The sequence below is a fragment of the Ammoniphilus soli genome (genome assembly GCF_040813775.1).
Map to the genome: position 1 here is coordinate 53,101 of NZ_JBEGDL010000019.1, position 25,778 is coordinate 78,878.

Below are 25,778 nucleotides of genomic sequence, written 5' to 3' on the forward strand. Positions count from 1 at the left end.
ACTATGCATATTCTATTTTTTACACCCTATTTTAACCAACCAAGAGGCAATGCGACAACCTCTAAACGCATTATCCACTTTTTGCAAAACCAGGACATCCAGGCCTCGGTCTTTCCTTATGCCGAGAAAGATCCCTGGAACCTTCCTGCCGCAGTTGATATTATTCATATTCTTCATGCGACTAGATTCGCTGCGTGGGCTAAGAAGCAGAGTTTTACTCTTACCAAACCTTATATTCTAACTATGGGAGGTACAGATATTAATTCTGACCTGCAGACAGAACTTGCTGAGGATGTCTATAATCTTATTGATGGAGCATCATCCATCACCGTGTTTACCGAGGATGCTCTTTGTAAGGTAGAAACACTTCAGCCGGCATGGGCTAAGAAAACTGAGGTCATCCCTCAAGCCGCCTGGATCTCTTGGAAGGTTAATCAAAAGGTCAGCTATGATTCACCCCATGTTCTTCTTCCCGCCGGATTGCGACCCGTCAAGGATGTCCTACATGCTCTCCCGGCCTTAGATTCTTTAGCGTTGGAATTTCCATCGCTTAGGTATACCATTCTCGGCGCCAACTTGGATCAACAGGTCTATGAGGAAGTAATAGCTGCCTCCAAAAATCGTCCTTGGATGGAATATGCCGGAGTCGTACCGTTTGAGGTGATGAAGCGTTGGTATAACCAAGCCAATATTGTTATTAACACTTCAATTTCCGAGGGACAATCTCTTGCTGTCATGGAAGCGATGGCGATGGGAAGACCAGTTATCGCTCGTAGAAATGCCGCAAACGAAAGCATCATTGAACATGAAAAGACTGGGTGGTTATATGAGACAACCGAGGAATTCATTCAAGCCGTTCGGTCTATCATGCGGGATACGTATAGTCGGGAGAAGGTAGTTAGGCAAGCCCAACAATCCATTCAGCAGCTTTCCTCCCCTATAAGGGAAGCAGAAGCCTACATTAGGCTTTACCAAACGGCGATTTCAAAAGAAACCCTGACAATTCCGAAAGTCTAGCCTTGTAACAAGAATCTCCATGAGTCCCTAAAATGAACCGGAGAAGTACATTCTTCTCCGGTTTACTTGCCTTTTAACCAACGACTTGGATGCAACCAATCTTCTCGTCGGTTACTTTTCCAATGATGTTCGAATCGGTTATTCCTCTTGCTTTTAATTCTTCCAAACAAGCTTGTGCTTCCGATTCAGGGAGGCAAACCATTAAGCCTCCAGATGTTACTGCATCACACAATAAATATTGCTCGGATTCAGTTAGTGAACCGTAGTCAACACAATCATTCAACCATTTATGATTGGCTTTCGTTCCGCCAGGTACAATGCCTTGCTCGGCCAGTTCAAAGGCTCGCGGAAGAACCGGAATCTGGGTTTTATCAAGGGTGATTCCTACACCACTGCCAGATGCCATTTCCTTGGCATGGCCTAATAAGCCAAATCCCGTTATATCCGTGCACGCATGGACAGAATAATTCATAAACACTTCGGCTGCGACTTTGTTCAACTCAGCCATCACTTGTGTGACTCGTTCAATCTCCTGCTCATTCAGCAGGTCTCTCTTAATAGCCGTAGTCAAGATTCCAACGCCAATCGGCTTGGTCAAGATCAAAACATCTCCAGGCTTGGCACCATGGTTTGTCCAAACCCGATCTGGTCTGACCGTTCCGGTTACTGCCATTCCGAACTTAGGCTCTTGATCATCGATGGAGTGACCACCCACGATCAAAGCACCAGCTTCCTGGACTTTCTCACCGGCACCCTTTAAAATATCTGCCAGTATCATCGGATCTAGCTTTTTAATGGGGAAACCCACGATATTTAAAACGGTAAGCGGCTTTCCACCCATCGCATAGACATCACTAAGAGCATTCGCAGCCGCAATTTGACCAAACATGCGCGGATTATCTACAATAGGTGTAAAGTAATCCACGGTCTGGACGAGTGCAATCTCATCGGTTAATTTATAAACCCCTGCATCGTCAGGAACATCCAGACCAACAAGGAGATTAGGATCAACCTCGGCAGAAGTAGGTAGATGGCGCAAGACTTGCGCCAGGTCTTCAGGACCTATTTTGCAGCCTCAGCCAGCTTTGCTGGACAATGAAGTTAATTTTACTTGAGTTTGATCGGACACAAAAAAAACCTCCTTTTATATAATATTAGCCTTCCTCTATCTTACATGAAATACTGAACTTATTCCAAATCAGGAGTTGCTCAAAGATGAAAGAAATTGACATACACAAGGCATTTGAATCGGAAGATTCCATTTTTATTGATGTTCGGTCCCCCATTGAGTATGAGGAATCTCATATTCCAGGAGCTATCAATATTCCGCTATTCAGCAATGAGGAAAGAGCACAGGTTGGGACAACATATAAAATCAAAGGACAGGACCCTGCCAAATGGTTAGGCATGCAGCTTGTATCACCTAAAATCCCAAAATTGATGGAAATCATACGTAACGTAACTGAACAAGGAAAGAAGCCCATTATCTATTGCTGGCGAGGGGGCATGCGAAGCAAATCCGTCGCAACCTTTGCCGAGATGTCAGGCATCGATGTCCATCGACTTACAGGAGGCTTTAAGCACTACCGCCAATGGGTCGTTGAAAACCTGAACGAACAATTACTTCCAGAGAGGTTTATAGTTCTCCACGGTATGACTGGAGTTGGGAAAACTATGCTGCTTGAACGGCTACAGGAAAAAGGGTTCCCCATCCTGGATTTGGAGGAATGTGCAGGTCATCGTGGGTCAGTTTTTGGCGGAATCGGTACACCTGTACATAACCAGAAAACCTTTGAGGCGCTTCTTTATCACCAATTAGTGAGGCTAAAGGGGCTCCCAATTGTTTTCATGGAGGCGGAGAGCAGAAGAATAGGAAAAGCCGTTCAGCCTGATTTTCTCCTAGAAGCAAAGGCCAAAGGAATTCATGTAGTCCTAGAAACTACCGTAGAAATTCGTGCCGGGCGAATTTATGAAGAATATGTCATCCCATACCTGTCACATGAAGGATTTAAAGAACGCGTATTGGAGGCTCTATCACCTATCCTTAAACGAATCGATCATAAGACCAAAGAGATGCTTCTGGAATGTATCGAGGAAGAAGATTATAAACAGTTCATCATTCTTTTGCTTGTACATTACTATGACCCCCGTTATCAACATAAATTAGAGGAGTATGAGGGTCCATTCTACCATATCCAGGTAGATAATTTGGACAAAGCCGTTGAGGAATTGATCGGGATTACTAAAAAACATAACCAAGAAAACATGCAAGCTCCAAAAGAAGCTGTCGGTAAAAGTCGGCTAGAGGGGGCATTCGTTGATTTTACCAGGGAAAGCTAATTGGGTTGAAGTAAGTGGAATTTCTCCAATTAAACACTAAAATTTCAACCTAAACTTAAAAGTAGGTGGAAACACGTCCACTAATGGCAATAAAGCGGCCAAAATGGTGAGATAAATGAGAATTAAGTGGAGCTTTTCCCACTACAGTGGTTTTATTTAGCAAGTTTTTAATTTTAATTGGCGATTTTCCACTTATTTATCCTTTTAAAGCAGCGTCCCTCATATACCATATCACAAAGCAAAAAAGCTCAGCTATTTCTAGCTGAGCTTTTTCATATCTATACTACTCAATGATTTTAGCAACAACGCCAGCGCCTACAGTACGTCCGCCTTCACGGATAGCGAAGCGAGTTCCTTCTTCCATAGCGATTGTGCTGATCAATTCAACGTCGAAAGTAACGTTGTCACCAGGCATAACCATTTCTACGCCTTCAGCTAACTTGATGATTCCAGTTACGTCAGTTGTACGGAAGTAGAACTGAGGACGGTAGTTAGCGAAGAATGGAGTGTGACGTCCACCTTCTTCTTTGGACAATACGTAAACTTCTGCAGTGAACTTGCTGTGAGGGTTAACAGAACCTGGCTTAGCCAAACATTGTCCACGCTCGATGTCTTCACGAGTTACACCACGAAGAAGAGCTCCGATGTTGTCTCCAGCTTGAGCTTGGTCAAGAAGCTTACGGAACATCTCAACACCAGTTACAGTTGTTTGCTTAGGCTCTTCAGTCAAACCGATGATTTGAACTACGTCACCCACTTTAACGATTCCACGCTCAACACGACCAGTAGCAACTGTTCCACGACCTGTGATGGAGAATACATCCTCAACAGGCATTAAGAAAGGCTTGTCTACATCGCGCTCAGGAGTTGGGATGTAAGAGTCAACAGCTTCCATTAATTCATGGATTTTTGCAGCCCACTCACCAGTTGGGTTTTCAAGAGCTTCTTTAGCAGAACCCTTAACAACTGGAGTGTCATCACCAGGGAATTCATATTCAGAAAGAAGATCACGGATCTCCATTTCAACCAATTCAAGAAGCTCTTCATCGTCAACCATGTCGCACTTGTTCATGAATACAACGATGTAAGGAACCCCTACTTGGCGAGAAAGAAGGATGTGCTCACGAGTTTGTGGCATAGGACCGTCAGCAGCAGATACTACTAGGATCGCTCCGTCCATTTGTGCAGCACCAGTGATCATGTTCTTAACGTAGTCAGCATGTCCAGGGCAGTCTACGTGAGCATAGTGACGGTTAGCAGTCTCATACTCAACGTGTGCTGTAGAGATTGTGATTCCACGTTCTCTTTCTTCTGGAGCAGCATCGATGCTACCGTAATCCATTGCTTGAGCTCCACCAGTTTGAGCCAATACAGTAGTGATTGCAGCAGTCAAAGTTGTTTTACCGTGGTCAACGTGACCGATAGTACCAATGTTAACGTGTGGCTTGTTACGTTCGAATTTAGCTTTTGCCATGAGTTTAGCCTCCTTAAACTTACAACGTTATTTAACGTGTTTTGTTTGCAAATTAGAATTATATATAAGGAAAGGTATAAAAAGGCGTAATGCCCAAAAAATATTTTATACCTTTCTTCTTAATAAGGGAAGACCTAATCTATTAAGAATTTGTTAACAAAGATTATGCACCTTTGTTCTTCTTAATAATTTCTTCAGCAACAGACTTCGGCACTTCTTCGTAGTGATCGAAAGTCATAGTGTAGTTTCCGCGACCTTGTGTACGGGAGCGCAAGTTAGTTGCGTAACCGAACATTTCGGAAAGAGGAACGAAACCACGGATAACTTGTGCACCAGCACGAGCTTCCATACCCTCAATACGTCCACGACGAGAGCTGATATCTCCCATGATGTCTCCCATGTATTCTTCAGGAACAACAACTTCAACCTTCATCATTGGTTCAAGAAGAACAGGGTTACACTTCTTACCAGCTTCTTTAAGCGCTAGAGATCCAGCAACCTTAAACGCCATTTCAGAAGAGTCAACATCGTGGTAGCTTCCGTCAACGATTGTCGCACGCAAGTCAAGAAGAGGATATCCAGCAAGAACACCATTCTTCATGGATTCTTCGATACCAGCTTGAACAGCTGGGATATATTCTCTTGGAACGACCCCACCGACAATCTTGTTAACGAACTCGAATCCAGCACCTGCTTCAAGTGGTTCGAACTCAACCCAAACGTGACCGAATTGTCCACGTCCACCGGACTGACGTACGAACTTACCTTCAACCTTAGCTGCAGAGCGGAAAGTTTCTTTGTAAGCAACCTGAGGAGCACCAACGTTTGCTTCAACTTTAAACTCACGCTTCATACGGTCAACGATGATGTCAAGGTGAAGCTCACCCATACCGGAAATGATCGTTTGGCCGGTTTCTTCGTCAGTGAAAGTTTTGAAAGTAGGATCTTCTTCAGAAAGCTTCATCAAAGCGATACCCATCTTGTCTTGGTCAGCTTTCGTCTTAGGCTCGATAGCAACCGAGATAACTGGCTCAGGGAACTCCATGGACTCAAGAATAACAGGACTCTTCTCATCACATAAAGTGTCGCCAGTAGTAGTATCTTTTAAACCTACAGCAGCTGCAATATCTCCAGCGTATACTACAGGAATTTCTTCACGGTGGTTGGCATGCATTTGAAGAATACGTCCAACACGCTCACGCTTGCCTTTAGTAGAGTTCAATACATAAGAACCAGATGCTAAAGTTCCAGAGTAAACACGGAAGAAAGTTAGCTTACCTACATAAGGGTCAGTCATGATTTTGAAAGCAAGTGCGGAGAAAGGACCATTGTCATCAGACTCACGAACCACTTCATCTTCAGAATCAGGAAGAACACCTTTAATTGCTGGTACATCTAATGGAGATGGCAAGAAGTCGATAACAGCGTCAAGCATTGGTTGAACACCCTTGTTCTTATAGGAAGATCCGCAAAGAACAGGAATGATTTCAACGTTACAAGTCGCACGGCGAAGAACGGTCTTAATTTCTTCTACTGTTGGCTCGATTCCTTCCATATACTTTTCCATTAATTCTTCATCAAGCTCAGAAACGGCTTCAACTAGGTTTACACGCCATTCTTCAGCTAATTCCTTCATATCTTCAGGAATTTCACGAGCTTCAGAAGTTGTTCCCAAGTCATCGGTATAGATGATCGCCTTCATGGTGATCAAATCAACCATTCCTGCGAATGTATCTTCTGCACCGATTGGCAACATGATTGGAACAGCATTAGCCTTCAAGCGATCACGCATTTGGCTAACAGCAGACAAGAAGTCCGCACCCATGATATCCATCTTGTTTACATAAGCGATACGAGGAACGTGATATTTGTCAGCTTGACGCCATACTGTTTCGGATTGAGGCTCAACTCCACCCTTAGCGCAGAATACGCCTACCGCACCGTCAAGTACACGAAGCGAACGTTCTACTTCAACCGTAAAATCTACGTGTCCCGGTGTGTCGATGATATTAACACGGTGGCCTTTCCATTGAGCCGTTGTAGCAGCAGAAGTAATCGTGATACCACGCTCTTGCTCTTGCTCCATCCAGTCCATGGTAGCTCCACCTTCGTGTACTTCCCCGATCTTGTGTACACGTCCAGTGTAAAACAGGATACGCTCAGTCGTTGTGGTTTTACCAGCATCGATGTGAGCCATGATCCCGATATTACGAGTCTTTAACAAGGGAAATTCGCGACCCATGATTGTGACTCCTTTCAACTATTTAGATTATGTAACGAGAAAAGCCTCGCGGCTTTCCCATTACGATTTTACACCCAAAGGCTATATCTTATCCAGAGCTAGCATCTTGGAGCATATGTTGTTTTTGTTAAGATTGCTAAACTAGCTTGCGCTAGGCAGCGAATCTTCTACCAACGATAGTGAGCAAACGCTTTGTTCGCTTCAGCCATCTTGTGCGTGTCTTCACGCTTTTTCACAGATGCACCAGTATTGTTAGCTGCATCAAGAAGTTCAGCAGCTAGACGCTCTTGCATAGTCTTTTCTCCGCGATTACGGGAGTATTGAACTAACCAACGAAGGCCTAGAGCCGTACGTCTTTCAGGTCTTACCTCAACAGGAACTTGGTAGTTAGCTCCACCTACACGGCGAGCGCGCACTTCAAGTACAGGCATGATGTTCTTCATTGCTTCTTCGAACACTTCTAGAGGATCGCGTCCGGTACGCTCTTTAATCACATCGAATGCACCATATAGAATTCCTTGTGAGGTTCCTTTCTTTCCGTCAACCATCATACGGTTAACAAGACGAGTAACTAGCTTGCTATTGTAAATCGGATCTGGCAATACGTCTCTGCGGGTAACCGGTCCTTTACGTGGCATGCTATTTCCCTCCTTTATCCAGTATTTGCTATTTTATAGGCTTGTATAATCGTTAAATCTTTATTATTTCTTAGCTGCTTTAGGACGCTTCGCGCCGTAACGAGAACGAGCTTGCTGGCGGTTTGCAACACCTGCAGTATCCAAAGCACCACGGATGATCTTGTAACGTACCCCTGGAAGGTCCTTAACACGGCCTCCACGAACAAGTACCACACTGTGTTCTTGTAAGTTATGTCCGATTCCAGGAATGTAAGCTGTAACTTCAATTCCGTTCGTTAAGCGTACACGAGCATATTTACGAAGAGCGGAGTTCGGCTTCTTCGGAGTCATTGTACCTACACGAGTACAAACTCCACGCTTTTGCGGAGAAGCCAAATCATTGTGCTCCTTCTTCATGCTGTTATAGCTCTTCAAAAGAGCAGGAGCTTTAGATTTTACCTCTTTTCTTTCGCGACCTTTGCGTACTAGCTGATTAATTGTTGGCATTTGTCGCACCTCCTTCAATAAATTTTAAAGCTGTTTTTTAAGTCCACAGATCCAGGTGAATCATATATGAGCAAAGTAAAAGCTTTTGAACACATCTTACAGCACCTTCTAAGGGCGCTGTAAGATCGTGTATCAAAAACTGAAAGTACTTACTCATGTATCAAAATCGCTGCTGTTGCGGCACCCACTTCGATTCCACACGCTTTCCCAAGCTGCTTCATCGAATCAACTATTTCAACAGGTACGTCCTTCTCATTACAAAGCTGGATGATCTTACCCGTTACTTTTAGATCCGCATCCTTGGCGACAAAGACTTCTTTCACCATTCCTTGTTCAACGGCTTTTAACGTTTGCTTCATGCCAATGGTCAGTTGAGTAGCCTGTTTGACTTTATCATAAGACATCGTGCATCCTCCAAAGAACAGGGTTACTTGGCACACTATGAGATAATAACATCTCGAAGATTGAAAGTCAACACTATTTATTCAACCGTTACAATTTCTTTTGCAGACGGGTTGGCGTCTAGTGAATCTTCTCCCTCTTCTTGATCATTAACCAAACGTGTGTTGCGGTATCTTGACATCCCTGTACCTGCAGGAATCAACTTACCGATAATAACATTTTCCTTCAGTCCAAGCAAGCGGTCAACTTTTCCTTTTATTGCTGCATCGGTTAGGACACGCGTTGTCTCTTGGAAAGAAGCCGCAGACAAGAAGGATTCTGTTTCAAGCGATGCTTTCGTAATACCCAGCAATACCGGACGGGCAACAGCTGGTTCGCTTCCTTCTGAGAAAGCTTTACGGTTGGCATCTTCATACTCATGAATATCGACATAGGAACCCGGCAATAGATCCGTATTTCCGCTGTCGATGATGCGAATTTTACGCAGCATCTGGCGAATCATCACTTCTACGTGCTTATCGTTAATTTCTACCCCTTGCATGCGGTATACTTTTTGAACCTCTTGCAAGATGTAGTATTGAACGCCACGAAGACCCTTAATGCGCAGCATTTCCTTCGGATCAATCGAACCTTCCGTTAATTCATCCCCTGCTTGAAGCTTCGCGCCTGGAGCTACTTTTAAGCGGGAACCAAACGGAATCTGATACACTTTCGATTCAGCATGGCCCTTCACTTCGATTTCTCGACGGTCCTTCGTATCGCGAATATCAATAACTTCACCATCAAACTCGGTAATCGTCGCTTGACCCTTCGGATTACGCGCTTCAAACAATTCCTGAATACGCGGCAAACCTTGAGTAATATCGTCTCCGGCAACCCCACCGGTGTGGAACGTACGCATCGTTAACTGAGTACCAGGTTCCCCGATAGACTGAGCCGCGATAATACCAACCGCTTCCCCGATTTCCACGTCAGTTCCGGTTGCCAAGTTACGTCCGTAGCATCGTTTACATACCCCGTGCTGCGTACGGCAAGTAAGCACCGTACGAATATGAACGGATTCCATATTTAACTCGTTCACTAACACATCTGCAATATCTTCCGTAATCAAGTCGTTTTTCTTGATGATGACTTCTCCCGTTTCTGGGTGACGAACGGTAGCGAAAGAAATTCTGCCGACAATACGGTCGTAAAGATCCTCGATCTTGTTCTTCCCATCCACGATTGGAGCTACTTTCAATCCTTTATCCGTTCCGCAATCAATTTCACGAACGATAACGTCTTGGGCAACGTCAACCAAACGACGAGTCAAGTAACCCGAGTCAGCTGTACGAAGCGCCGTATCCGCCAAACCTTTCCGCGCACCGTGCGTGGAGATAAAGTACTCCAATACCGTTAGTCCCTCACGGAAGTTGGACTTGATCGGCAACTCAATGATTCGTCCAGACGGGTTGGCCATCAATCCGCGCATCCCTGCTAGCTGCGTGATCTGTGATACGTTACCACGGGCACCGGAGTTCGCCATCATGTAGATGGAGTTGAATTTATCCAAAGAACTCATAAGCACTTCGGTAACTTCATCCTTGGCTTTACTCCACACGCTGATAACACGGTCATAGCGCTCGTCTTCGGTAATCAGACCGCGACGGTATTGATGCATGATCGTTTGGACTCTTTCTTCTGCGTTAGCGATAATTCTTTTCTTCTCTTCCGGCGTCTTGATGTCCGCAACCGCTACTGTCAAACCGGCTTTCGTAGAGTAAGTGAAACCAAGGTCCTTAACTCTATCCAGCATGACCGTAGTCTGAGTGGTTCCAAAGCGACGGAAAACCTCACCGATGATCGTTCCCAAGAAGCCTTTTTTCACAGCTTCCTGTTCTTTTGCCAATTGTGTATCAATGAACTCTTTAACACTTACTCCCTTATCAAAGATAAAGTAGCGATCAGGCGTTCCCACCTGCAAATTGCTCTTAGTCGGTTCATTGATAAACGGCATATCTGGAGGGAAAATTTCGTTAAAGATGATCTTCCCTGTTGTTGTAACGATTAGCGCTTGCTCTTGCTGCGGAGTAAAAGAGCTCTTCTTTAACGTCCGCGCTGGCACTGCGATGCGGGCATGCAAAGAAATACGTCCAGTTTGGTAAGCATGGATAGCTGCATTTGGAGAATGGAACACTTGACCTTCCCCTGCAGACCCCACTCTCTCGATAGTTAAATAGTAACTTCCGAGAACCATATCCTGAGACGGAGTAACAACCGGCTTACCATCTTTCGGGTTCAAAATATTATGTGCAGCGAGCATAAGAAGGCGAGCCTCCGCTTGCGCTTCAGCAGACAATGGTACGTGAACCGCCATTTGGTCTCCGTCGAAGTCCGCATTGTACGCTGTACATACTAGTGGGTGAAGACGGATAGCGCGACCTTCTACGAGAATCGGCTCAAACGCCTGGATCCCCAAACGGTGCAAGGTAGGGGCACGGTTCAAGAGTACCGGATGCTCCTTGATTACCTCTTCAAGGACATCCCAGATTTCTGGATGGACACGTTCTACCTTCCGCTTGGCACTTTTAATATTATGAGCGAGCCCTTTGCTCACCAATTCCTTCATCACGAACGGCTTAAATAGCTCAAGCGCCATTTCCTTCGGCAAACCGCACTGGTACATTCTTAGATTTGGCCCTACAACGATAACGGAACGACCGGAATAGTCAACACGCTTTCCAAGCAGGTTTTGACGGAAACGACCTTGTTTCCCTTTGAGCATATGGCTCAGGGACTTCAGCGGACGGTTTCCTGGTCCTGTTACGGGGCGGCCGCGACGACCGTTATCGATCAAGGCGTCAACCGCTTCTTGAAGCATCCGCTTTTCGTTTTGAACGATAATGTCCGGGGCTCCTAAATCAAGCAGGCGCTTCAGACGATTGTTCCGGTTAATCACGCGACGATATAAATCGTTTAGGTCAGAGGTAGCGAATCGTCCACCATCCAACTGAACCATCGGACGCAATTCCGGCGGGATGACAGGAAGGACATCCAATACCATCCACTCTGGCTTATTGCCAGATGCACGGAAAGATTCAAGGACCTCCAAACGCTTGATAATTCTTGATCTCCGTTGCCCTTGGGCGGAGTTCAACTCTTCCTTCAGCTGAACCACTTCTTTATCCAAATCAATTTGGGCAAGAAGTCGCTTAATGGATTCTGCACCCATTCCCGCTGTGAACGAATTGCCGTACTTCTCACGATAATTACGGTATTCTTTTTCAGAAAGAAGCTGTTTTCGATCTAAAGGCGTATCCCCTGCTTCGATAACTACGTAAGAAGCGAAATAGATTACTTCTTCAAGCGAACGAGGGGACATGTCAAGAACAAGCCCCATCCGGCTTGGGATGCCTTTGAAATACCAAATGTGGGAAACCGGAGCAGCTAGCTCAATATGAGCCATCCGCTCGCGGCGTACTTTTGCCCGAGTAACCTCTACACCACAACGGTCACAAACAACGCCCTTGTAACGAACGCGCTTATACTTACCGCAATGGCACTCCCAGTCTTTGGTTGGACCGAAGATCTTTTCACAGAAAAGACCTTCTTTTTCCGGTTTCAGTGTTCTATAGTTAATGGTTTCAGGCTTCTTGACCTCTCCGAAAGACCAAGATCTGATCTTCTCAGGTGAAGCCAAACCAATTTTCATAAACTCAAAATTGTTCACATCTAACAAGGGGCATACCTCCCATGACCGGTTTTCAACCCTTAATCTTCAGCGCCTACACCTTGAAGGTTGAGGTTTAACTTGTCACCTGCATTTTCATCTTCTTCATCGATTTCGCGCATCTCGATTTCCTGCTCATCTTCGGCCAGGATCTTCACATCCATACCTAAACTTTGCAGCTCTTTGATTAATACCTTGAACGATTCAGGAACACCTGGTTCCGGTACGTTCTCACCCTTCACAATCGATTCATACGTCTTCACGCGACCCACGACGTCATCGGACTTGACGGTAAGAATTTCTTGAAGCGTGTATGCCGCACCATAGGCTTCCAAAGCCCAAACCTCCATCTCCCCGAAACGCTGTCCACCGAATTGAGCCTTACCGCCCAATGGCTGTTGCGTAACAAGAGAGTATGGCCCAGTCGAACGGGCATGGATTTTATCATCAACCATGTGTGCCAGCTTAATCATATACATGACACCAACGGTTACGCGATTGTCAAAAGGTTCTCCGGTCCGACCGTCAAACAACACCGTCTTCCCATCGCGAGATAATCCTGCTTCAGCTAGGGTAGCAAATACGTCATCTTCCCTCGCCCCGTCAAATACCGGTGTGGCTACGTGAATACCGAGCGCTCTTGCCGCCATTCCCAAGTGAGTTTCCAGTACCTGACCGATGTTCATACGGGATGGTACCCCCAATGGATTGAGTACGACTTGAACAGGAGTTCCATCAGGAAGGAATGGCATATCCTCTTCTGGCAATATTCTCGCGATAACCCCTTTGTTACCGTGACGTCCGGCCATCTTATCCCCAACGGAAATCTTACGCTTCTGAGCGATATACACTCTTACCAATTGATTAACCCCAGGTGGCAATTCATCGCCGTTCTCGCGAGTAAAGACCTTTACATCGACAATGATTCCCGATCCGCCATGAGGAACGCGCAAGGAAGTATCTCTTACTTCACGGGCCTTCTCTCCAAAGATCGCATGAAGAAGTCTTTCTTCTGCTGTGAGCTCCGTAACCCCTTTAGGCGTTACTTTCCCTACAAGGATATCGCCGTCTTCAATCTCTGCCCCGACGCGAATAATGCCTCGCTCATCCAAATTCTTCAGGGCATCTTCCCCTACGTTTGGAATGTCGCGAGTGATTTCTTCCGGTCCGAGTTTCGTATCTCTGGCCTCGGATTCATATTCCTCGATGTGAATGGATGTATAAACGTCCTCTTTTACAAGCTTTTCACTCATGAGGATGGCATCCTCGTAGTTGTACCCTTCCCACGTCATGAAGGCAACGAGGGCGTTTCGTCCTAAAGCCAATTCGCCTTTTTCCGTGGATGGTCCATCTGCGATAATGTCCCCGGATTTAACATATTCGTTTTTGCGAATTAATGGGCGCTGGTTCACACATGTCCCTTGGTTGGAACGGATAAATTTCTGCAGACGATATTTATCCAAATCTCCTTTAACCATTTTAATGCCTTCTGGAAGTTCATCTGTAGCCGTCTCTCTTAATCTGGCTTCCAAACTGGAGAAACCCCAGTCCTTTGGAACAGGTACAGGATTGTTAGCTTGATCAAAGAACTGCACTCTTCTGATCCAGATTTCTCTGGCTGTCACTCTCTCAACGATTCCTGGATGCTTCGCAACCGCCGCAACTCCGGAATCCTTCGCAGCTTTATGCTCCATTCCCGTTCCGATAAACGGCGCTTCAGGAACCAATAGAGGCACCGCCTGACGCTGCATGTTCGCTCCCATGAGGGCACGGTTGGCGTCATCGTTCTCTAAGAATGGAATCATGGCTGTAGCAACAGAAACAACCTGCTTCGGCGATACGTCCATAAAGTCGACCTTATCGCGCGGAATCGTTAAGATTTCTCCTTTGCGTCGGCAGATCACCGTCTCATTCAAGAAGCGGCCTTCCTCATCGATCGGCGCATTGGCCTGTGCCACGTTATAAACGTCTTCCTCATCTGCTGTGAGATAAACAATCTCTTCCGTTACGAGACTTGTTTCAGGGTCTACCCTTCTGCGAGGCGTTTCAATAAACCCGTATTCATTGATTCGCGCGTAACTGGATAACGAGTTGATCAAACCGATGTTCGGACCTTCCGGCGTCTCGATGGGACACATCCGTCCATAGTGGGAATGATGCACGTCACGAACCTCAAACCCTGCGCGTTCCCGTGTCAAACCACCAGGTCCCAAGGCACTCAGACGGCGCTTATGGGTTAACTCCGCTAGAGGGTTAGTCTGATCCATAAACTGAGACAACTGACTGCTTCCGAAGAACTCTTTAATCGCTGCAATAACAGGTCGAATATTAATTAAAGCCTGAGGCGTAATCGCATTGGCATCCTGGATTGACATCCGCTCTCTTACGACTCTTTCCATACGAGATAACCCGATACGGAACTGGTTTTGAAGCAATTCCCCAACCGAACGCAATCTTCGGTTTCCTAGATGGTCGATATCATCGGTATTCCCTATGCCATGAAGCAAGTTAATAAAATAGTTAATCGCGGAAATTATATCAGCCGGTGTAATATGTTTAACCGTCTTATCGATAATTCCGTTAGAGATAACCTTAATAATTTGCCCATCATCTGTTGGCGAGAAAATATTAATACCTTGCACTTCAATGTCTTCTTCTACCACTCCGCCGCGAGGCTTCATTTTCGCGATATTCAAGCCACCCGCAAGATACTTTTCCAGCTTTTCCATCAAACGACGGTCAACGGTCTGACCTGCTTGAGCTAGGATTTCTCCCGTACTGCTGTCAACCAAGGTTTCGGCTAGCTTTTGATTATAAATTCTGTTGCGAATATGTAGTTTCTTGTTGATTTTATATCTACCGACATTCGCTAGGTCATATCGCTTCGGATCAAAGAATCGAGATACTAAAAGACTCTTTGCATTGTCTACCGTAGGCGGTTCACCCGGACGCAGACGCTCATAAATTTCAATGAGAGCTTTTTCCGTAGAGTCGGTGTTATCTTTTTCTAAAGTGTTCTTGAGATACTCATCTTCACCAAGGATGTTAAGGATTTCAGCATCGGACCCAAAGCCTAACGCACGCAAAAGAACCGTAACGGGGATCTTCCTTGTACGGTCGATACGAACATAAATGACGTCCTTAGCATCAGTCTCTAGCTCAAGCCAAGCCCCACGATTCGGGATAACAGTAGCCGTAAAGGCTTGCTTTCCGTTCTTATCCACTTTTGTATTGTAATAAACACTTGGCGAACGAACAAGCTGACTGACGATGACACGTTCCGCACCATTGATAACAAATGTACCTGTATCCGTCATTAGAGGGAAATCTCCCATGAAGACTTCCTGTTCCTTGACTTCACCGGTTTCCTTATTGATTAAGCGTACTTTGACACGAAGGGGTGCTGCGTAGGTAACATCCCGTTCTTTGGTTTCATCGACAGAATATTTAGGTTCACCTAAGCTATAATCTATAAATTCCAGAACTAGATTTCCAGTAAAGTCTTGGATCGGGGAAATGTCCTGAAACATCTCTCTAAGCCCTTCATCCAAAAACCACTGATAGGACTTCTGCTGGATCTCAATTAGGTTAGGTAACTCCATTACTTCTTCAATTCTGGCATAACTCCTGCGTTGACGATAACGTCCGCTCTGAATCAGATGACCTGCCAAATCCATTCACCCCTCAAACCCGAGTATTATCAGACAAAAAAATAATGCAGCTATTGACATGATTGTAATAGAGCATCTAAAAATAAAAATGGACAGTTCTATTATGTTATTATTTCCATAAAAAAACTCATCCATTCATTCAAGCTAAAAAAATTATGGGTAATAAAGTCAACTCTTGACAGCCTGAAAAATACTGCCTCTTTTAGCATTTTATAACGATATCACAAACCAAAATTGATGTCAACCTTTTTTCAACGCTTTAATAATCCAATACCCTTTATCTTGCGTAACCTTTTGTACTTGCTGGTACATCTTATTTAGCTTATTCATAGCCGAAGGAGCCCCTTGTTTTTTTTGAATGACAATCCACAAGGCACCGTTTTCCTTAAGATGTGCATAAGCATCCTCAAAAATTTGATGAACCGTTTGTTTTCCGGCTCGAATCGGAGGATTAGTAAGAATGACGTCAAACTTTTGGTCTGGGAGATTTTCAAACAAGAAGCTCTGGATAATTTCTACATTATGTATGTTATTGCGCAAAGCATTCTCCTTCGCTAAAGCCACAGCCCTTTCATTGACATCGGCCATCCACACCTTGCCTTCACTTGCCAGCTTAGCTGCTGCCAGTCCTATAGGCCCATAACCGCAGCCCATATCTAGCACATCATCCTTCATCCCGATTTCCATCTCTTCAATTAATAGAACACTGCCATAATCGATTCGCTCTCTCGAAAAAACACCAGCATCCGTCCTGAATTTAAGAGAAAAGCCCCTTAGATCAAATGAGAAGTCTTTCTCATCATGCTCTACGGATGGACGACTAGAATAATAATGTTCACTCACGAATGTTTCACCACTTTCTGAAAAAATTCTAACGAGGAAGGCCGATGATCTTATTTCTTCGTGTGGTCCGGTTGGGATAACAGGAGAAAGTCCGAGTATTTTAAAAAACGATTCCGAAAACAAGGAAATAACAGGAGAAACTCCGCTTAGCCCTTAAAATAACCGGAAATCTCCCAATTTAAGAAGCTTAACCGGAAAAAGTCCACTTATTTTGCCCTTTTTATTCGAAGTTAATAGAATAACCGGAAAATCTCCTGTTATGTACTACAAGCTCTGTTATTACCTATTTCTTGTTTGTACGAAGAGGGGAGATAATATACTACCGATACAAAATAAGACCCACTGTAATCATACAGTGAGTCTCCGTTGTTTAAATGCTATTACTTAACTTCTACAGTAGCGCCAGCTTCTTCAAGCTTAGCTTTGATAGCTTCTGCTTCGTCCTTAGAAACGCCTTCTTTAACAGTTGCAGGAGCTCCGTCAACCATAGCCTTAGCTTCTTTCAAGCCAAGTCCAGTCAACTCACGAACAACCTTGATTACGTTGATCTTACCAGCACCTGGGTTAGCAAGTACTACAGTGAACTCAGTTTGCTCAGCTACTTCTGCAGCAGCTCCGCCACCAACTACAGCTACAGGTGCAGCAGCAGTTACTCCGAATTCTTCTTCGATTGCTTTTACAAGATCGTTAAGTTCAAGAACAGACATACCTTTAATTGCTTCTAAGATTTGCTCTTTAGACATGTGTAAATCCTCCTAGTAATTTAGTAATTTATTTTTAGCACTGTCAGAATTGATAACTCCGTTACATCATTTGGACAGCACGAGGAAAACTTGTAGCTTGGCGCTCGCCAAGTTTTCTGGTCGAATACCAATCGATTAAGCTTCTTGTTCTTTCTTTTCTCCCACTGCTTTAACAGCAAGAGCAAAGTTACGCATTGGAGCTTGAAGAACGCTAAGCAACATGGAAAGCAAGCCTTCGCGAGATGGAAGAGCTGCCAAAGCCTTGATTTGAGCGTCATTCATGATCGCTCCATCAACGACTCCACCTTTAATTTCTAGCTGTTCGTTTTTCTTTGCAAAATCTGCAAGAACCTTCGCTGCAGTAACTTCATCTTGAGCAAACGCGAAAGCAGTCGGTCCAGTTAGGTACTCGTCCAAACCAGAAACTCCTACTTCAGCTGTTGCACGTTGAGCCAATTTGTTCTTGTAAACTTTGAAGTCAACGCCAGCCTCACGACAAAGCTTACGAAGTTCAGTTACTTGCTTAACAGTCAAGCCACGATAGTCAGTTAAAACCGCACTTTTCGCTTCGCGCAATTTACCCGCGATCTCTTGTACGGATTGCACTTTCTCTTCACGTACTACTGCCATGGTACACCTCCTATTAGATTCAATTCTGGTGCACAGAAATAGAAGTACCCTCCGCCAACAAACGGAGGGCACAGATAATCTACATCTATCTTACATGCACCTCGGAAGGAAATTAAGCTCAGCTGAGCACCTTCTGTCTACGGTCTTGTTTTTATTCATTTTGATGTGCCGTAAGCACAAGATATATAATATCAACAGTGCGTCAGGAAGTCAACTTACTTCGCAGCACCAATTGTTCCCAAGTTAACTTTTACTCCTGGTCCCATAGTGGAGCTTACAGTGATGTTTTTCATGTAAGTTCCTTTCGCTGCAGCTGGCTTCGCCTTTTGAAGGGTATCGATAACAGTAGCTAAGTTGTCAGCTAACTTTTCATTATCGAAAGATACCTTACCGATAGGAGCATGGATGTTACCCGCTTTATCTGTACGATACTCGATTTTACCAGCTTTGATTTCCTTAACAGCTCTTTCTAGATCGAAAGTAACAGTACCTGTTTTAGGGTTTGGCATTAAACCTTTAGGACCAAGAACACGTCCAAGCTTACCCACTTGACCCATCATGTCAGGAGTAGCAACAACTACATCAAACTCAAACCAACCTTGTTGGATCTTGTTGATAAAGTCCTCATCTCCTACATAATCAGCACCTGCTGCTTCTGCTTCTTTCGCCTTTTCACCTTTAGCAAATACAAGAACACGTTGAGTCTTACCTGTACCGTGTGGCAATACAACTGCCCCACGAAGCTGTTGGTCAGCCTTTCTTACGTCAACACCAAGCTTAACAGCCACTTCAACAGTTTCATCAAACTTCGCTGGTGCTGCCTTCTTCACTAATTCGATTGCTTCAGCAACATCGTATTGCTTTGTACGATCAATAAGCTTTGCAGCTTCTTGGAATTTCTTTCCTTGTTTAGCCACTTTTGTATCCTCCTTAGATTATGTGGTAGTAGCGGTTTTGCGGTCTTACCTCCCACAGGCTGCATTCGCAGCCTAAAGAAAACGCCGGCAGAAACAGAACTTGTCCGTAACCCTAGCCGACGTCCTTTCACAACTAGAAACTAGTCTTCGATCACGATTCCCATGCTACGAGCAGTACCTTCAACCATACGCATTGCAGCTTCTACGCTAGCAGCGTTAAGGTCAGGCATCTTCTGTTCAGCGATCTCGCGAACCTTGTCGCGCTTAACCGTAGCAACTTTAGTACGGTTAGGAACACCAGAACCAGACTCGATACCAGCAGCTTTCTTCAATAGAACAGCAGCTGGAGGGGTCTTAGTGATGAAGGTAAAAGAACGGTCTTCAAATACAGTTATTTCAACAGGAATGATCAAACCTGCTTGTTCTTGGGTACGAGCATTGAATTCCTTACAGAATCCCATGATGTTAACCCCTGCTTGACCAAGCGCAGGTCCTACTGGAGGAGCTGGATTCGCTTTACCTGCAGGAATTTGCAATTTAACCATTTTAATAACCTTTTTAGCCATGTGACACACCTCCTTAATCCGAAATGTGGTGAACGGGTCAGAGGACCCTCCCACTTAAAGCACACTTCGTCATGATGTATTGTATCATAACGAAAAGATAAAACAAAATTGAAAATACCACATCGAGCAGTATATTTCAAGTCTTTACGGACTTTATATTTTTTCCACTTGAGTGTAATCCAGCTCAACCGGTGTTTCGCGTCCGAACATGTTCACATGAACCTTGATCTTACGCTTGTCCGATTGAATCTCCTCTATGGTGCCGACAAAGTCGGTGAAAGGCCCTTCTTTCACTTTTACCGTTTCTTTTACTGTGAAGTCGATCTTAGGCTTAACTTCTTCAACGCCCATTTGCTTTAATATCGCATCGACCTCACCCGGCTTAAGGGGAGTGGGCTTAGATCCAGATCCTGCCGATCCTACGAATCCTGTTACGCCAGGCGTATTACGCACAACGTACCAAGAGTCATCCGTCATAATCATCTCGACGATGACATATCCAGGAAACACCTTCTTCGTTACGGTCTTTTTCTTACCGTCCTTCATCTCGACTTCATCTTCAGTCGGAATCATCACGCGGAAGATCTTATCCTTCATATCCATAGATTCGACACGTTTTTCTAGATTGGTTTTTACCTTGTTTTCATACCCGGAATAGGTATGAACAACATACCACGACTTTTCCATTCAGTAGGACTGGTGTCCTTCCCCCCTATCGATTTATTGACCTAAAATCAATTCAATGATCTGTGAAATCCCTAAATCGATAACCGCAAAGAAAACGGCAATTAGTGTGACTGTCACAAGAACCACGAGCGTATAACTCGTCAATTCTTTACGATTGGGCCACCTAACTTTTTTCAGCTCTGCTATCACATCACGAAAAAAAGTAGGCACACTCTTAAATCCAGCACCTAGTCTCGCTAAGAACCCCACGGCTACACCCCCAGTACATCGAGCCTATAGTTAGCGCGTTTCACGATGAGCAGTATGCCCATTGCAAAATTTGCAGAACTTCTTCATCTCAATGCGGTCAGGGTGCTTACGCTTATTTTTGCCTGTGGTGTAGTTACGTTGCTTACACTCGGTGCACGCTAAAGTTACGATAACTCGCATGTTGTTACACCTCCCACATTTTAAATCTTACCCGTTAAGGGTGTTAGACGTTCTTGATAAAACCACTTAAACCACTATATCCTAACAGGTAAAACCAGCTACTTGCACAGCTACCCTAAAAACTTTAGCACACTCGGAATATCGATGTCAAGAAAAATGCACGATCCTTTCTTGACACAACGTTTTCCATTTCGATTTAGGAAATTCAGATCATTAACATACATTATTAACCGTTTTTGGTTCAATAATCAATCTTTTATGTATATAAAAGACAAAAAACCTCTACCAAACAAAAGCTAGTGCAGCTCAGGTTCAGTGAGGCTTTTATTTTAGAATGGATATTTCCCTGATTTCTAGATATTTTTCTAATTTTCGCTTTACTCGTTGCAAAGCATTATCAATCGATTTGACATGACGGTCCAGATCAACTGCTATCTCTTGGTATGAACGACCATCCAGATAAAGCGCTAGCACTTGTCTCTCTAAATCGCTTAAGATCTGTGCCATCTTGTCTTCAATATCATCAAACTTCTCTTGATTAATAATAAGCTCTTCCGGGTCCGTTACCCGAGTTCCACATATTACATCTAAAAGAGTCCGGTCTGAATCTTCGTCGTATATCGGCTTATCTAAAGAAACGTAAGAGTTTAGCGGTATGTGCTTTTGTCTTGTCGCCGTCTTGATAGCCGTAATGATCTGTCTAGTAATGCAGAGTTCAGCAAAGGCCTTGAATGACGTCAGCTTGTCCCCGCGGTAATCACGTATGGCTTTAAACAGTCCAATCATTCCTTCTTGGACAATGTCCTCTCGATCGGCTCCGATTAGAAAGTATGATCTTGCCTTCGCCCGGACAAAATTCCTATATTTATGAATGAGGTATTCTAACGCGTCCGAGTTACCCTCTCTAACCATATCGACAAGATCTTCGTCTGATATGTAATCGTACTCAGCCGGTATATCCACGTCTTTAAGCTCAACATTCACCAGCATCCCTCCGGGCTTCCGACATGTTCCTCCCGCTTGAGGTGCATGATAAGCAAATGTTATCAAGCATGTCAAAAGGGAGAGAAATAGATGAAATCATTATACATTATGTAACCTTGGAACGTCAACAATCCACTATCCGGGAATAGGCTATTGTCTTCTCCACTTTTCAAACTTTTCGGCAATGTCTCCCTTTAACGGAATGCCGGAACGCAAGGGTTCATACTTTATTTGCTCTACCTTTTTTCTTATGGATTTTTTCGATTTCTCAATGTCATCCAGCAATTCCCTTGCCGATTTCCGCAAGGCACCATACCCAAAGGACATTCTTTGCTCCGTATAATCCGAGGTAGCTACGGTGATCCGCCTTTTCCTCGAGGATTCTTTTTTCACTAGCCGTTCAATCAATTCATCTGCCGTTTCATTCTCTTTGGTGTAATAGATCTCTACCTTGTATTCATTTATTTTTTTCCCCACGCCGGGTACCTGGTGTGCATCAAAGACCACAATGATAGTATAGCCTGAATACGCTTGGAACTCTGAAAGGACAGTCAACAGCTCATCCCTCGCTCTGCCAAGATCTTTCTTTTTCATCGCTGCAAGCTTTGGCCAGGCCCCGATCATATTGTAACCATCAACAACAAGTAGCTCTTCCATTCCTCACTGTCCCATCAAGACGACTTGCCAATTGGATGTCGCTGTCTATGTACTTCAAACATAAGCAAAGCTGCAGCAACGGAAGCATTCAAGGAAGTAACATGCCCAACCATGGGCAGCCGAACAGTGAAATCACATGTTTCCTTTACAAGACGGCTCATGCCTTTCCCTTCGCTTCCAATGACTAATCCGATAGGCATATCGTACCGGCCTTGTCTAAAATCCTGCTCACCGCTTGCATCCGTCCCTACCATCCAAACCCCTTTTTCCTTGAGGTCCTCCATCGCCCGAACAATATTCGTTACCCGAGCCACTGGAACATATTCCATCGCTCCTGCTGCTGATTTGGCTACGGTAGAAGTTAAACCCACCGCTCTGCGCTTCGGAATGATGATCCCATGTGCGCCAATCGCATCGGCCGTCCTCATGATTGAGCCCAAATTGTGCGGATCTTCAATTTCATCCAAGATGAGGATAAGAGGAGGCTCTCCTTTTTCCTCTGCCTTCCGCAGGATATCTTCTACTTCCGCATAGTCATAAGCAGCTACAAGGGCCACTACACCTTGATGGGCTTCACCCTCAGCCACTTGGTCAATCTTTTTCTTAGGAACGATCTGAACCTGAATCTTGGCCTCTTTTGCCATTCCCACAACTTGGCTCATCGGCCCCTTCATGGAACCTTCAGCAATCCAGATTTTGTTCACTGAACGACCCGAACGCAAAACTTCAAGAACGGGATTTCTGCCGACAATATATTCCTCACTCATGCCTTTTCCTCCGTTTCAATGATAGTAAACATCGTTTGAATAAGGCGGTTTAATCTTTCTTGATTTCCAGTCAAATACAAGTAGCCCAGTAAACACTCTAAACCTGAACTGTTCCGATACTCCATGATGTCGGCATTTTTAGGGACTGTGCCGGACTTTGTATTTCGCCCGCGCTTGACCATCCATCGCTCGTCTTCTGTCAATTCCTCTTGCAATATCAATAAAACCTTGGATTGCGCTTTAGCGGATACGTAATGGGTGGCCATCCGATGAAGAAGGTGGGGCTTCGCCCCCTTCTTCGCAATTAAATGATGACGGACATAAACTTCCAATACCGCATCTCCCATATAAGCCAACGTTAAAGGATTGAGCAATTTGGGATCGGTACTTAACGGTTCTTGCAAAAAAATCATTTACTTCCTTCTCCACCTTACACCTTGTGGCGTGTCTTCCAATATTATCCCTTGCTCCTGTAGCAGATCTCTAATTTCATCCGCTCGTTTGAAATTCCGGCTTTTTCTTGCTTCTACTCTTTCCTGAATCAAAGCGTCCACCTCTTCGTCCAGCAGCTCTTTATCATCGCCCACAAAAGGAAGACCCAGGACCTCTCCAAACTCCTTAAGCAAATCAAGATACACTTGGATACCTTCCGGGGAAACCTTGTCATTCCGCAGATACTGATTGGATTCGCGCACCCACTCAAATACAATGGCTAAGGCATCCGCTGTATTAAAATCATTATCCATCGCTTCCTGGAATTTCAAGCGATATTGTTGCTGCTTCTCGGTTTCCTGATGCGTTTCGGCTGTCGCCGCTTGCTTGCGATGCTCCAGGTTGCTGACTGCATTAACAATCCGATCCCATGCATTTTGAGCTTGCTCCAGCAGCTCCTTGCTGAAATTAATCGGATTCCGATAATGCGCGCTTAGCATAAAGAAACGAAGGACATGAGGAGGAACCTGCTGCCGCAAATCCTTAACGAGAATAAAATTCCCCAAGGACTTAGACATCTTTTCATTATCAATATTAATATACCCGTTATGCATCCAATATTTCGCCATGGACTTCCCTGTCAAAGCTTCCGTTTGAGCAATTTCATTTTCATGATGCGGGAAAATCAAATCATGCCCTCCACCGTGTATATCAAAGCTTTCTCCTAAATACTTCATGGACATGGCAGAACACTCGATATGCCAGCCAGGCCTGCCCTCTCCCCACGGACTCGGCCAGGAGATCTCACCTGGCTTTGCGTTTTTCCATAGAGCAAAATCTAGCGGGTTATCCTTCTGCTCATTAATGGCAATTCTTGCTCCCGAGCGCAGCTCTTCAATATTTTGATGAGAAAGCTTTCCATATTCATCGAACTTCTCTGTCCGGAAGTAAACATCTCCTCCTGACTCATAAGCATATCCCTTGTCAATTAGACGCTGGACGAAATCTACAATTTCTTCGATGTGATCCGAAACACGCGGATGAACCTTAGCTTCCTTCACCCCTAATGCCTGAACATCCTCATTGTAGGCCGCAATAAATTGTTCAGCCACCTCTAATACCGTTTGATTCGTTTCCTCTGCCTTGCGGATCAACTTATCATCTACATCGGTGAAATTCTGAATATAGGTGACCTCAAAGCCCCGATAAGTCAAATATCTTCTAACTACATCAAAGACAATAGGGGGTCTAGCGTTTCCGATATGAATGAAGTTATAAACGGTCGGGCCGCAAACATACATTTTCACCTTTCCTGCTTCATGCGGTTGAAAAGCCTCTTTTTTCTTCGTTAAAGAATTATATAGCTGAATGCTCACCTGATTTCAGGCCTCCTTTCACTTCTTCCAATTCCTTCTTCAATTCATCGATTTCTCGCTGCATGGATTTTAGCATATCCGCTACAGGATCCGGCAAATTCACTTGGTCTAGGTCTTCAGTGACTCGAACCCCATTCTGGACGACAATTCTCCCGGGAATCCCTACAACCGTCGATTGAGGAGGAACTTCCTGCAACACAACGGACCCTGCCCCAATCTTCGAGTAATCGCCAATTCTCATCGAACCTAGGACTTTCGCTCCCGAAGCTATAATTACGTTATTCCCAATAGTCGGATGACGTTTCCCTTTTTCTTTTCCGGTTCCTCCTAATGTTACTCCTTGATAGATGGTAACATTATCGCCAATTTCACACGTTTCTCCAATCACCACACCCATACCATGGTCTATAAAGAGCCTTTTGCCAATCACCGCACCAGGATGGATTTCAATCCCTGTGAAAAAACGGGCCAATTGGCTGATTGCGCGCGCCAATGTAAACCACTTTCTCTTCCATAAAAAATGACTTAAGCGATGAAACCAAATCGCATGAAGACCGGAATAGGTTAACACAACCTCCAAAGCGCTTCTTGCTGCCGGATCCTGCTGGAAGACGGTATCTATATCCTCCTTCAACCTTTCAAACATGAGATAACACTCCCTTCAAAAATACTAAAAACCGCCCCCAAAGCAAACGAATGCTTCAGAGACGGTTTAATCCCGCGGTTCCACTCTGCTTAGACTCCATGAAGTCTCGCTCATTACCCTTG

General features: G+C 44.7%; 24 protein-coding genes and 2 other annotated features (1 of these 26 running past the window's edge). Of the genes, 2 read left to right on the top strand and 22 right to left on the bottom strand.

Features of this window, described 5'->3' with window-relative positions:
- Positions 1 to 3: 3 nt before the first annotated feature.
- Positions 4 to 1,017 (top strand): glycosyltransferase, encoded by a 1,014-nt coding sequence (locus ABLT31_RS26355; RefSeq protein ID WP_367757422.1) that lies wholly within the window; start codon positions 4 to 6, stop codon positions 1,015 to 1,017.
- A gap of 73 nt (positions 1,018 to 1,090) precedes the next feature.
- Here the strand turns inward: ABLT31_RS26355 and selD are convergent, their stop codons facing one another.
- Positions 1,091 to 2,146 (bottom strand): selenide, water dikinase SelD, encoded by a 1,056-nt coding sequence (selD, locus tag ABLT31_RS26360; protein ID WP_367757424.1) that lies wholly within the window; start codon positions 2,144 to 2,146, stop codon positions 1,091 to 1,093.
- An 86-nt stretch (positions 2,147 to 2,232) separates the two neighbouring features.
- Here selD and mnmH point away from each other — a divergent pair, with 86 nt between their 5' ends.
- Positions 2,233 to 3,357, top strand: a complete 1,125-nt coding sequence (mnmH, locus tag ABLT31_RS26365; RefSeq protein ID WP_367757426.1) for a tRNA 2-selenouridine(34) synthase MnmH — start codon at positions 2,233 to 2,235, stop codon at positions 3,355 to 3,357.
- A gap of 283 nt (positions 3,358 to 3,640) precedes the next feature.
- Here the strand turns inward: mnmH and tuf are convergent, their stop codons facing one another.
- The 21 genes from tuf to cysE all read right to left on the bottom strand — a co-directional run bounded on the left by tuf (position 3,641) and on the right by cysE (position 25,656).
- Positions 3,641 to 4,831, bottom strand: coding sequence for an elongation factor Tu (tuf, locus tag ABLT31_RS26370; protein ID WP_367757428.1), 1,191 nt, complete (start codon positions 4,829 to 4,831; stop codon positions 3,641 to 3,643).
- A gap of 163 nt (positions 4,832 to 4,994) precedes the next feature.
- A complete protein-coding gene (gene fusA / locus ABLT31_RS26375) occupies positions 4,995 to 7,073 on the bottom strand; it encodes an elongation factor G (RefSeq protein ID WP_367757430.1) in 2,079 nt (692 codons plus the stop codon).
- A 167-nt stretch (positions 7,074 to 7,240) separates the two neighbouring features.
- Positions 7,241 to 7,711, bottom strand: a complete 471-nt coding sequence (gene rpsG / locus ABLT31_RS26380) for a 30S ribosomal protein S7 (RefSeq protein ID WP_367757432.1) — start codon at positions 7,709 to 7,711, stop codon at positions 7,241 to 7,243.
- A gap of 63 nt (positions 7,712 to 7,774) precedes the next feature.
- Positions 7,775 to 8,197: a 30S ribosomal protein S12 gene (rpsL, locus tag ABLT31_RS26385; RefSeq protein ID WP_129199777.1), complete on the bottom strand. Its 423-nt coding sequence runs from the start codon at positions 8,195 to 8,197 to the stop codon at positions 7,775 to 7,777.
- 149 nt (positions 8,198 to 8,346) lie between these two features.
- The gene (locus ABLT31_RS26390; RefSeq protein WP_367757435.1) at positions 8,347 to 8,601 is read right to left on the bottom strand and encodes a 50S ribosomal protein L7ae-like protein; all 255 of its coding nucleotides are present in this window, start codon (positions 8,599 to 8,601) and stop codon (positions 8,347 to 8,349) included.
- Between the two features lie 77 nt (positions 8,602 to 8,678).
- On the bottom strand, positions 8,679 to 12,317 hold the full coding sequence (gene rpoC / locus ABLT31_RS26395; protein WP_367757437.1) for a DNA-directed RNA polymerase subunit beta': 3,639 nt from the start codon (positions 12,315 to 12,317) through the stop codon (positions 8,679 to 8,681).
- 32 nt (positions 12,318 to 12,349) lie between these two features.
- A complete protein-coding gene (gene rpoB / locus ABLT31_RS26400; RefSeq protein ID WP_367757439.1) occupies positions 12,350 to 15,979 on the bottom strand; it encodes a DNA-directed RNA polymerase subunit beta in 3,630 nt (1,209 codons plus the stop codon).
- A gap of 240 nt (positions 15,980 to 16,219) precedes the next feature.
- Positions 16,220 to 16,822 (bottom strand): class I SAM-dependent methyltransferase, encoded by a 603-nt coding sequence (locus tag ABLT31_RS26405; protein ID WP_367757441.1) that lies wholly within the window; start codon positions 16,820 to 16,822, stop codon positions 16,220 to 16,222.
- A gap of 380 nt (positions 16,823 to 17,202) precedes the next feature.
- Positions 17,203 to 17,565: a 50S ribosomal protein L7/L12 gene (rplL, locus tag ABLT31_RS26410; protein ID WP_367757446.1), complete on the bottom strand. Its 363-nt coding sequence runs from the start codon at positions 17,563 to 17,565 to the stop codon at positions 17,203 to 17,205.
- 135 nt (positions 17,566 to 17,700) lie between these two features.
- Positions 17,701 to 18,195 (bottom strand): 50S ribosomal protein L10, encoded by a 495-nt coding sequence (rplJ, locus tag ABLT31_RS26415; protein ID WP_367757448.1) that lies wholly within the window; start codon positions 18,193 to 18,195, stop codon positions 17,701 to 17,703.
- A gap of 30 nt (positions 18,196 to 18,225) precedes the next feature.
- Positions 18,226 to 18,356, bottom strand: a sequence feature (ribosomal protein L10 leader region).
- Between the two features lie 54 nt (positions 18,357 to 18,410).
- Positions 18,411 to 19,112 carry a 50S ribosomal protein L1 gene (rplA, locus tag ABLT31_RS26420; RefSeq protein WP_367757450.1) on the bottom strand — a complete coding sequence of 234 codons (702 nt, stop codon included), beginning with the start codon at positions 19,110 to 19,112 and terminating at the stop codon, positions 18,411 to 18,413.
- Between the two features lie 140 nt (positions 19,113 to 19,252).
- Positions 19,253 to 19,678: a 50S ribosomal protein L11 gene (rplK, locus tag ABLT31_RS26425; protein ID WP_367757452.1), complete on the bottom strand. Its 426-nt coding sequence runs from the start codon at positions 19,676 to 19,678 to the stop codon at positions 19,253 to 19,255.
- Between the two features lie 153 nt (positions 19,679 to 19,831).
- Entirely contained in the window at positions 19,832 to 20,365 is a 534-nt protein-coding gene (gene nusG, locus ABLT31_RS26430) for a transcription termination/antitermination protein NusG (protein ID WP_367757454.1), read from the bottom strand.
- A gap of 33 nt (positions 20,366 to 20,398) precedes the next feature.
- The gene (gene secE / locus ABLT31_RS26435; protein ID WP_367757456.1) at positions 20,399 to 20,614 is read right to left on the bottom strand and encodes a preprotein translocase subunit SecE; all 216 of its coding nucleotides are present in this window, start codon (positions 20,612 to 20,614) and stop codon (positions 20,399 to 20,401) included.
- A 30-nt stretch (positions 20,615 to 20,644) separates the two neighbouring features.
- Complete coding sequence (gene rpmG / locus ABLT31_RS26440; protein WP_129199766.1) at positions 20,645 to 20,794, bottom strand: 50S ribosomal protein L33; 150 nt, start codon at positions 20,792 to 20,794, stop codon at positions 20,645 to 20,647.
- Between the two features lie 324 nt (positions 20,795 to 21,118).
- On the bottom strand, positions 21,119 to 21,784 hold the full coding sequence (gene sigH / locus ABLT31_RS26445) for an RNA polymerase sporulation sigma factor SigH (RefSeq protein ID WP_462976537.1): 666 nt from the start codon (positions 21,782 to 21,784) through the stop codon (positions 21,119 to 21,121).
- Positions 21,785 to 21,928: 144 nt separating this feature from the next.
- Positions 21,929 to 22,435 carry an NYN domain-containing protein gene (locus tag ABLT31_RS26450; RefSeq protein ID WP_367757461.1) on the bottom strand — a complete coding sequence of 169 codons (507 nt, stop codon included), beginning with the start codon at positions 22,433 to 22,435 and terminating at the stop codon, positions 21,929 to 21,931.
- Positions 22,436 to 22,449: 14 nt separating this feature from the next.
- A complete protein-coding gene (gene rlmB, locus ABLT31_RS26455; protein ID WP_367757463.1) occupies positions 22,450 to 23,202 on the bottom strand; it encodes a 23S rRNA (guanosine(2251)-2'-O)-methyltransferase RlmB in 753 nt (250 codons plus the stop codon).
- Positions 23,199 to 23,615, bottom strand: coding sequence for a Mini-ribonuclease 3 (locus ABLT31_RS26460; protein WP_367757465.1), 417 nt, complete (start codon positions 23,613 to 23,615; stop codon positions 23,199 to 23,201). Before ABLT31_RS26460 ends, rlmB begins: the two co-directional genes overlap by 4 nt.
- Positions 23,616 to 25,010: a cysteine--tRNA ligase gene (cysS, locus tag ABLT31_RS26465; protein ID WP_367757467.1), complete on the bottom strand. Its 1,395-nt coding sequence runs from the start codon at positions 25,008 to 25,010 to the stop codon at positions 23,616 to 23,618.
- The gene (cysE, locus tag ABLT31_RS26470) at positions 24,991 to 25,656 is read right to left on the bottom strand and encodes a serine O-acetyltransferase (protein ID WP_367757469.1); all 666 of its coding nucleotides are present in this window, start codon (positions 25,654 to 25,656) and stop codon (positions 24,991 to 24,993) included. The genes cysS and cysE overlap by 20 nt, the downstream gene beginning before the upstream one ends.
- Before the next feature lie 54 nt (positions 25,657 to 25,710).
- Positions 25,711 to 25,778 (bottom strand) — a binding site (T-box leader) (it continues 160 nt past the right edge of the window).

Excerpts from the sequence above, each read along its gene's own strand:
- ABLT31_RS26355 (WP_367757422.1), top strand. The coding sequence starts at position 4 with ATGCATATTCTATTTTTTACACCCTATTTTAACCAACCAAGAGGCAAT.
- mnmH (WP_367757426.1), top strand. The coding sequence starts at position 2,233 with ATGAAAGAAATTGACATACACAAGGCATTTGAATCGGAAGATTCCATT.
- tuf (WP_367757428.1), bottom strand. The coding sequence starts at position 4,831 with ATGGCAAAAGCTAAATTCGAACGTAACAAGCCACACGTTAACATTGGT.
- fusA (WP_367757430.1), bottom strand. The coding sequence starts at position 7,073 with ATGGGTCGCGAATTTCCCTTGTTAAAGACTCGTAATATCGGGATCATG.
- rpsG (WP_367757432.1), bottom strand. The coding sequence starts at position 7,711 with ATGCCACGTAAAGGACCGGTTACCCGCAGAGACGTATTGCCAGATCCG.
- rpsL (WP_129199777.1), bottom strand. The coding sequence starts at position 8,197 with ATGCCAACAATTAATCAGCTAGTACGCAAAGGTCGCGAAAGAAAAGAG.
- ABLT31_RS26390 (WP_367757435.1), bottom strand. The coding sequence starts at position 8,601 with ATGTCTTATGATAAAGTCAAACAGGCTACTCAACTGACCATTGGCATG.
- rplL (WP_367757446.1), bottom strand. The coding sequence starts at position 17,565 with ATGTCTAAAGAGCAAATCTTAGAAGCAATTAAAGGTATGTCTGTTCTT.
- rplJ (WP_367757448.1), bottom strand. The coding sequence starts at position 18,195 with ATGGCAGTAGTACGTGAAGAGAAAGTGCAATCCGTACAAGAGATCGCG.
- rplK (WP_367757452.1), bottom strand. The coding sequence starts at position 19,678 with ATGGCTAAAAAGGTTATTAAAATGGTTAAATTGCAAATTCCTGCAGGT.
- nusG (WP_367757454.1), bottom strand. The coding sequence starts at position 20,365 with ATGGAAAAGTCGTGGTATGTTGTTCATACCTATTCCGGGTATGAAAAC.
- rpmG (WP_129199766.1), bottom strand. The coding sequence starts at position 20,794 with ATGCGAGTTATCGTAACTTTAGCGTGCACCGAGTGTAAGCAACGTAAC.
- sigH (WP_462976537.1), bottom strand. The coding sequence starts at position 21,784 with ATGCTGGTGAATGTTGAGCTTAAAGACGTGGATATACCGGCTGAGTAC.
- ABLT31_RS26450 (WP_367757461.1), bottom strand. The coding sequence starts at position 22,435 with ATGGAAGAGCTACTTGTTGTTGATGGTTACAATATGATCGGGGCCTGG.
- rlmB (WP_367757463.1), bottom strand. The coding sequence starts at position 23,202 with ATGAGTGAGGAATATATTGTCGGCAGAAATCCCGTTCTTGAAGTTTTG.
- ABLT31_RS26460 (WP_367757465.1), bottom strand. The coding sequence starts at position 23,615 with ATGATTTTTTTGCAAGAACCGTTAAGTACCGATCCCAAATTGCTCAAT.
- cysE (WP_367757469.1), bottom strand. The coding sequence starts at position 25,656 with ATGTTTGAAAGGTTGAAGGAGGATATAGATACCGTCTTCCAGCAGGAT.